The 4,218-nt window shown below is 42.0% G+C and carries 5 protein-coding genes and 1 pseudogene; 2 read left to right on the top strand and 4 right to left on the bottom strand.

Annotated elements, in window-relative coordinates; genetic code table 11:
• Positions 1–25 precede the first annotated feature (25 nt).
• The gene (locus A3763_RS09695) at positions 26–442 is read left to right on the top strand and encodes a hypothetical protein (protein ID WP_068554959.1); all 417 of its coding nucleotides are present in this window, start codon (positions 26–28) and stop codon (positions 440–442) included.
• A gap of 90 nt (positions 443–532) precedes the next feature.
• Here A3763_RS09695 and galU read toward each other — a convergent pair whose 3' ends face one another.
• On the bottom strand, positions 533–1,369 hold the full coding sequence (gene galU, locus A3763_RS09700) for a UTP--glucose-1-phosphate uridylyltransferase GalU (protein ID WP_068634036.1): 837 nt from the start codon (positions 1,367–1,369) through the stop codon (positions 533–535).
• A 264-nt stretch (positions 1,370–1,633) separates the two neighbouring features.
• Here galU and A3763_RS09705 point away from each other — a divergent pair, with 264 nt between their 5' ends.
• Entirely contained in the window at positions 1,634–2,266 is a 633-nt protein-coding gene (locus A3763_RS09705) for a hypothetical protein (protein WP_068514907.1), read from the top strand.
• Between the two features lie 282 nt (positions 2,267–2,548).
• Here A3763_RS09705 and A3763_RS29560 read toward each other — a convergent pair whose 3' ends face one another.
• From A3763_RS29560 to A3763_RS29570, 3 genes and pseudogenes are all read right to left on the bottom strand, one after another.
• Positions 2,549–3,376, bottom strand: a complete 828-nt coding sequence (locus A3763_RS29560; RefSeq protein ID WP_068633231.1) for an EAL domain-containing protein — start codon at positions 3,374–3,376, stop codon at positions 2,549–2,551.
• A 27-nt stretch (positions 3,377–3,403) separates the two neighbouring features.
• Positions 3,404–3,856, bottom strand: a pseudogene (locus A3763_RS29565) (GGDEF domain-containing protein); the annotation flags it as partial.
• Positions 3,820–4,218 (bottom strand): response regulator (locus tag A3763_RS29570; RefSeq protein WP_231872156.1); only part of this gene is annotated, 399 nt, incomplete at its 5' end. The gene A3763_RS29570 and the pseudogene A3763_RS29565, both read right to left, overlap by 37 nt.

The raw sequence follows: 4,218 nt of genomic DNA on the forward strand, positions 1-4,218 counted from the left end.
TACCTATTTTCAGTGCTGAATTCTTATGAAGTATCTAAAGCAATTTAATCATCAACTTAAAAAAGTCCGGCAGTCGAAGAAACTTTCGTATATTGATGTTGCGGAGTATTGTTTAGTTGACCCTTTGGTCGTTGAGTCGTGGGAAGCCGAAAGTAGTGAAACACGCTGTTATCCTAGTTTGGATAACCTTCTTGATTTGTGTTTTAAGACAGCCATGCCTTTAGAAAGTTTTGTTGATGTGCCTAATATTGAAACCGGCCACCAATTGGATTTGCCTGGTATCAATGACAGTGATGCGGAGGATTTGGGGGACTCATTAGTTGAGTTGGGACGACAGATTGAAAAGTTAATACCAACTGATGATGAGCGTGAGTTACTTCGGCGTTACCGTAAAAGCGATGCGCAAAGTAAAGAGCTGATACTTCAGCTAATTGCAAACTAAGGCTATTAGGTCTTTAATTGCTTTGTTCTTTTTTGATGGAGCAGGAAGTTTGCCGCGCTAAGGCGCTGCAAACTCATTTATTTGTATCGACTACGATTCTGCTTTGTATACGTTTTCATAGACATAGTTAGTCGCTTGAATAAAACCATCGACACTACCACAGTCAAAACGCTGACCTTTAAACTTATAGGCTAGCACGCAACCTTTTTTCGCTTGAGTGAGCAGGGCGTCGGTGATTTGAACTTCTCCACCTTTTCCGGGCGGTGTTGCTTTGATGATATCGAAGATGTCCGGTGTCAGAATATAACGACCGATAATTGCTAGATTTGAAGGAGCATCTTCCGGAGCCGGCTTTTCAACCATGTCAGTGATACGGTATAGGCCATCCTTCATGCATTCGCCTGCAATAACACCATATTTATGCGTTTGGTCAGCAGGAACTTCCTGGATCGCTACGATACTGCAGCGGAACTGATTATATAACTCTGCCATTTGCTTAAGCACGCCGTCGCCGTTTTCATCTGCCGTACAAAAGTCATCTGCCAAAACAACTGCAAAAGCATCATCGCCAACCAAACCTCGACCGCTATAGATTGCGTGGCCAAGACCTTTCATTTGATGCTGTGGTGTAAATGAAAAGGTGTTATTTTCCATTAAATTCCGAATGGAATCGAGCTGAGCCTCTTTTCCCGAACCTTTAATTTCATTTTCTAGTTCGTAGCTAATATCAAAGTGATCTGCAATGGCTCGTTTGCCTCTACCTGTGACAAAACCCATTCGGTTCATGCCTGCCTGGTGCGCTTCCTCAACGCCATATTGCACAAGGGGTTTATTTACGAGAGGTAGCATTTCTTTAGGCATTGCTTTTGTTGCGGGTAAGAAACGGGTTCCGTAGCCTGCAACTGGGAATAGGCAGTTTTTGATCATAGTATTGTCCATAATGGTAACTATTGGCCGATGTCTTCAACGCAAGCCAACAATAAGTTCATATATCTGTTAGAAGCTTAAGTCTATATTATTGATCTTAAAGCTTTATGACAATTATAGCGGAAGTATCGAGTTGTAAAAATAAAGTTTGGCATAAATATTGTTTCCACATACTTCACTTTAGCGCCTCTTGGTCTTTACTGCTATATTGTGAAGACGATGATTAATAAGTCTAAAAATATTGATGCAGGATAGGCACAGGATATGAGCCAGAATTATGATGAACTAACTTTGTTATCTGTTCGTTCCGCCTTTGACCATTTGCAGTCAACAATTAACCGCGCTTTGCAGAGAATAGAGCGGCAAGCACAGCTGAATAACTCCCAGGTTTTTTCTGCTATAAAGGAGCGTCGTAAGTTAGCAAAAGTGCTAATGTTGGATAAGCGAATTATTCATTTGTATAAGTCCATGTCTTCACAGCCCACACTAAAAATAAAAGATAGTGAGAGCTTGGTCCACTGTGAAATAAGCTCTACGGTAGTTATTCACGAAGGTGATGAGAAAAAAATCCAATTTACGCTAAATGATAATACCTACACGCTTCAGTTTGCGGATAGGGCGGGTGCTTGCATAAGCTTTTATGGGGAAACTTTCAAAAGCTCAAACTTATCGCTTTTATTGTCTTCTGGAGAAGAGGTTCTTACGCTACATTTGGATTTAGAAGGCGAGCAAGAAACCATAACAGAGCAGCAAATTACCCGCTTCATTCCCGGGAAGTGGATTTACGATATTATCCATGCCTATGAGACCTTGATAACCTCAGAAAACCTCAAATCCATTGATGCGGCCTATAGTGACGAAGGGCTGGAGATCTTAAAACATAAGTTTGGCTTGTAAGAATTTATGCGGTGTTTGAGTGTCTTAGTGCTTAATTTCGGGTCTTAAACGAAAAATGCCGCATAAAAATGCGGCATTTTGAATAGGTGCTTCCCTTACCATTCCTTAGGTAACCAGCCTTCCTTGTTTACTTCCTTGTCCATATCCATATGTTGCTGTCATCGTCCTGACAATCAGCGTCGTCCTGATGGAAATGAATATTACGCATGTTCTTGCCTTCAGTATGTAGGTGATAATGCAAAAGCATGTAGGAAATATCTTACATTGGGAGCAAATAGTACGTTATTGAAGTGGGCCAGGCCTTTCGATACCAAAGCCTTGAGCGAAGTCTACACCAATTTCTTTTAGTGCGTCGGCGGTTTCCTGGTTTTCTACAAATTCCGCAATGGTCTGCAAGCCCGCTGCATGGCTAATACCATTGCAAGCTTCAACAATTCCACGATCAATCGGATCGTGTAACAAGTTCAAGACAAAGCTGCCATCAATTTTCAGATAATCTACTGGAATCTTCTTAAGATAAGAAAAGGAGCTCATCCCAGCACCAAAGTCATCGAGTGCAAATTTAAAACCTTCTTCTCTGATCTCGGAAATAAACTCTACGGCATCCTTAAGGTTGTCGATAGCACTGGTTTCGGTAATCTCGAAGCAAATACGTTCAGGAATGAACTCAAACTCTTTTAGTAAATGCCGAATATCTTCAAAGAAAGAGGCGTCACTAAGTGAATTACCTGACAAGTTGATGAAAAATGTTCCTTGATCCTGATACCCTAAACCTGATTCAGCCAAGTACTTAAACGCATTTTTTACCACCCATCTATGTAAACGTGGCATAAGTTTGTAGCGCTCGGCTGCGGGAATAAAGGAGCCGGGGTAAATCAGTTCTGAGTCATCATTAAGTCGAACCAGAAACTCGCCGTGTGCACCGCCACTACAGTGTTTTTGGAGGCCTTTCATGCTCTGGAAGTGGAGTATAAACAAATCATCAGCTATCGCTCGTTTAATGCGGCTGACCCATTGCATTTCACTTCGCCGTTGTAAGTGCTCTGGGTCATCTTCACTGTACCATTTAAGGCCGTCATGACCTTTTTCTTTGGCGACATTGCAGGCCATGTCAGCACAGCTCAGAACGGACTGGACCGAAGAGGTTTTATTATTAATTGAAACAATGCCGATACTAATGCTGGTCGTGAAACTTTTTCCATGCCAGGTGAAGTTTAGGTCTTTTATTGCGGTCTGTATGGTTTTCGCAATCTAAATAGCTTGACGCTTATCTTTGTTGTAGGTGAGTATGCCAAATTCATCGGCACCAAGACGTGCCAAGGTATCCTTGTCTTTAGTTTGGCGGAGTAAAACAAGTGATACTTGCTTGAGTAGATCATCGCCTGCAACGTGGCCGCAAGTATCGTTAATGATCTTAAATTGGTCCAAATCCAGTGACATCAAGGCATATTCTGCATCATCCGATGCTGAAAGTTGAAGTGCTTTAGATATTTGACCTTCGAAGTACTCGCGATTGCCTAGCCCTGTTAGGTGGTCATGTACGGCTAAATGTTCTAGATTCTGTTCTGCGAGTTTTTTGCTTGACGGGATTCGCTCTCTCTTATTTCTCTCTCGATGGCTGGAATCAGTCGAGCGAGATTTTCTTTCATTACGTAGTCTTGAGCCCCGGCTTTCATTAGCTTAATGGCTTCTCGTTCGGGGATCTCCCCTGACACAATAATAACTGGCAAATTCTCATCGCGATCACGGATGGTTTCTAAAGCTTCTTGGGAGGAATATCCGGGGATGCTGTGATCTGAGATAACAAGATCCCAGTCGGACTCTTCAAGCGCGCTTCTAAGGCTTCGATCAGTTTCAACTCTTGTTGAGTGAATATCTAAGCCGCCTTTTTTTAGTTCACGTAACAGCAATATGGTATCGTTTTCACAGTCATCAACGATTAATATATTATA

Source organism: Oleiphilus sp. HI0128 (assembly GCF_001635365.1).

Excerpts from the sequence above, each read along its gene's own strand:
- galU (WP_068634036.1), bottom strand. The coding sequence starts at position 1,369 with ATGATCAAAAACTGCCTATTCCCAGTTGCAGGCTACGGAACCCGTTTC.
- A3763_RS09705 (WP_068514907.1), top strand. The coding sequence starts at position 1,634 with ATGAGCCAGAATTATGATGAACTAACTTTGTTATCTGTTCGTTCCGCC.
- A3763_RS09695 (WP_068554959.1), top strand. The coding sequence starts at position 26 with ATGAAGTATCTAAAGCAATTTAATCATCAACTTAAAAAAGTCCGGCAG.
- A3763_RS29560 (WP_068633231.1), bottom strand. The coding sequence starts at position 3,376 with ATGGCCTGCAATGTCGCCAAAGAAAAAGGTCATGACGGCCTTAAATGG.